The sequence below is a fragment of the Methylibium sp. genome, assembly GCF_013817365.1.
Classification (GTDB): domain Bacteria; phylum Pseudomonadota; class Gammaproteobacteria; order Burkholderiales; family Burkholderiaceae_C; genus Methylibium.
Map to the genome: position 1 here is coordinate 1 of NZ_JACDCU010000457.1, position 3,065 is coordinate 3,065.

Sequence of the window (3,065 nt, forward strand, 5' to 3'; positions counted from 1 at the left end):
GCGTGGCGGTGAAGCGGGCCTCGGGCGGCAGCGGCTGCGGCAGCAGGGCACGGGCCAGGCCGCCCCGCACGGGCCAGGTGGCCACGCCTTCGGCATTCGCCCAGGTCAGTGACAGGTCGATATTGCGGTCGTCGCCGCCGGCGCTTTCGAAAAAGTGGCCGCAGGGCGGCTCGTCGGGCCAAGCGACGGGCACGACGCGATCGACGCGCACGCCGGCTTTCTCCAGGGCGCCTATCTCCGCCGCCAGCCAGGCGCGGTCGGTCGCGGCCACCCAGACGCGCTCGCCGCCCTTGGCACCGGGAGCCAGGGCGAAATGCAGCAGCTGGGCGTCGTCGAGCACCGCTTCCTCGAGCACGCCGGCCAGGGCCGCGCCCATTCGCGCGGCGGGCGCCTTGGGGCAGGCGATGCGGTGCCAGCTCACGTCGGCCGCCGCCAGCACGGCCACTACCAGATCGGCCTTGGGCAGCAGCGCGGCGGCGGCGTGGCCTTCGCGCTGCACGATCAGGCCGTCTTCGCTCAGCACGAAGGCGAAGTCGCCGCCGGGATGGGCGGTGGACGGCTGGGCGGCGGCGCGCAGTCGCGGCCGCGGGGCAATCGAGACGGCGAGTGTGGTCATGTCGGCAAGGGTTCAGGCAATTCTAGGTGCCGGTCGGTTACAAACCTGTGGAATCAAGCACTTAGACAGCCTTCTTGATGTATCCCCGGGTATCCCGGGGGAGCAGGGGGCGGGCTACTGAACAACGCTGTCGAGCGCCGTGACGCGTTCGCGGCGCAGCAGCACGATTTCCAGCTGCCGGCGCTCGACCAGCGCGCGCTCTTCCACCACGCGGTCCTGCAGGCGCAAGCGGCCGCGTACCACGAAGTAGCGCGACTTGAAGTCCACCGTGCTCTGATCGAGGTTCTTGCGTTGCGCCTCCGGCAGCAGATTCGTGATCTCCGTCAATTGCCGCAGCGGATTACGCTGGCGAAGCTGCACCACGCGCTCGGCACTGGCCAGGTCCATCCCCGGGATCACCGCCGCCAGCACTTCCTTGGAGGCCGTGTTTGCATTGATCGGTGTGCGGACCGGCAACAAGGTGACATAGGGCGTGATGCGCTGCAGGGTCTCGGCGTCGAGGCCGAGCCACGCCAGCTGGTCGATGCGCTCGGGCATGAGCGGTGGATCGGCGCTGCGTGCCGTTTGCGGCGCAGTCGTGTCCGTCTCCGTCCTCGTGCCGGTGCCGGCACCGACGTCCGGCACGGGCGCGCGTGCCGGGGCGGCGTCACGCAGCGCCGCGATGACCCGGGCGGCGGCGTCGGCACTCGCGCCGGCCAGCTCGAACAAGTCGGCAAGGGCCTGCGCCTCGGCGGCGGCGTTGGCGCCGGGCTCCACCAGGTTGCGCAAGTTGAATCGCGACTGCGCATCGATGATCACGCCCGACAGGAAGGCGTCGGGCGCGTCGTCGGTGTTGTCGCGGTCGGCGGCGAGGAAGGTGGACAGCTTGGCCTCGGCCAGCGGCAGCGCCCACGGCTCGCCGAGGTGATCGACGCCGCCGGAGCGGGCGTCCTCGCGCAGGATCAGCCGCGCCCAGTCGATGGCACCGTCGAGGATCCACTGCGACTGCACGCGCGCTCGCTCGGCCGCCTCGACCTGCACCGCGCGCCACTGTTGCCACACCATCGAGCCGGCCAGTGTGGCGACGAGAGTCACGATGACCATCGCCGTGAGCAATGCCGCGCCGCGCTGTGCCCGGTGCTGCATGGCGCTAGGGTCCGACGCGCAGGTCGCGCGTCAGCGCCCCGCTGTAGCCGCTGCCTTCGGCGAAGCTCAGGATCATGCGCACCCCTTCAGGAAGGATTTGCTGCGCCTGGCGCGGCGGCAACCCCGGCACGCCCGCGCGGGGCGCCACGTTGCCGGTGGATTGGGCATTGCTCCAGGAGTTGCCGCGCCAGAAGTAAAGCTGCCAGCCGCTGATGCCGCCGAGCGCGCGCAACTGCCCCGGCTCGTTGCCGAGCAGTTGCTGCGAGCGCAGCCAGTATTCCTGCAGCGCCGCATTGCGCGTGGCCGGCGGGCTCGCCCAGCGCGTCCAGGCATCGCCGCGCAGCGACCACACCACCAGTTGCAGTCCGGCGGGATGGCGCCGCGTCAGCCGCAGGTTGGCGCCGTCGAACTGCAGGGCCGGCACCACCTCGCTGTCCTGGAGCTGACTCAGATCGGCCTCCCATTGCGCGATCACCGACTGCAGGCGCAGCGTCTGTTCGAGCCGCTCCTGGCTGATGTCGCGCGAGCGCACGATGCCGTCCACGCCTTGCCAGGCCATGGCTGCCACCATGCCCATGATCAACAGGGCGACGAGCAGCTCGACCAGCGTGAAGCCGCGCGAGCGTGGAGCGCAGCGCATGCCTCAGTACCTCGACAGGATGGTCGAAAGGGTCAGCACCGGACGACCCTCGAACGTCTCGATCACAGCGTCGACGCGGCGGAAGTTCGGGTTGGGCGTCGGCCGCACCACCAGCCGGCCGTTGTAGACGGTGCCGATCTGCTCGCAGCCGAAATCGCTATCGCCCACGCCGGGGAACTGCTTGGCCAGCGTGAGGGAGGTGAGCTGGTTGTCGGCGCACCACTGTGCGGCGGTCACGTCGGCCAAGCGCTGGGCGTTGTCGGTCAGCGCGCCGGCCGCCCGGATGCCCGCGCCCAGGGTGACGGCGACGACGGCCAGCGCGACCAGCACCTCGATCAGCGTCAGCCCGCGTGAGCGCCGGCGGCAGCGCAGAGCGGGGGGCCGGCGGGAAGACGATTCAGCGCGCGGCACGGCTCTCGGCCTCGGCAGGCGTCACCACGAAGGGCCCGAGTCCGTCGGTGGCCAGCATCAGCATCTGCGAATCGACGCGCAGGACGATGCGCTGTGCACCGATCACCGGTTCGGGGCCGAGCAGGGCGCCGACGGCCGGGCCGAACTCGGTCAGCACTTCGGCGCCGACCTCGTCGCCGAGCCACTGCGTGGGCATCTCCAGCGAGGCCGGCAGGCCGACGAAGCGAAAGCCGCCGTCTTCTCCGCCTGGCACCCAGCGCACCACCACGCCGG

Annotated in this window: 4 protein-coding genes and 1 pseudogene; all 5 read right to left on the reverse strand. The window is 71.0% G+C overall.

The genetic code is table 11. The annotated features are described in order from the left end of the window. Positions 1–616: type II secretion system protein GspL (gene gspL, locus H0W38_RS19640; protein WP_292457327.1), on the reverse strand; the 616-nt coding region annotated here is incomplete at its 3' end. A 114-nt stretch (positions 617–730) separates the two neighbouring features. Beyond that, positions 731–1,741, reverse strand: a complete 1,011-nt coding sequence (gspK, locus tag H0W38_RS19645; protein WP_292457330.1) for a type II secretion system minor pseudopilin GspK — start codon at positions 1,739–1,741, stop codon at positions 731–733. A gap of 4 nt (positions 1,742–1,745) precedes the next feature. Continuing rightward, positions 1,746–2,381 (reverse strand): prepilin-type N-terminal cleavage/methylation domain-containing protein, encoded by a 636-nt coding sequence (locus tag H0W38_RS19650; RefSeq protein WP_292457333.1) that lies wholly within the window; start codon positions 2,379–2,381, stop codon positions 1,746–1,748. A gap of 3 nt (positions 2,382–2,384) precedes the next feature. Then, on the reverse strand, positions 2,385–2,753 hold the full coding sequence (gene gspI, locus H0W38_RS19655) for a type II secretion system minor pseudopilin GspI (RefSeq protein ID WP_367162451.1): 369 nt from the start codon (positions 2,751–2,753) through the stop codon (positions 2,385–2,387). Positions 2,754–2,778: 25 nt separating this feature from the next. Beyond that, positions 2,779–3,065, reverse strand: a pseudogene (locus tag H0W38_RS19660) (type II secretion system protein GspH); the annotation flags it as partial.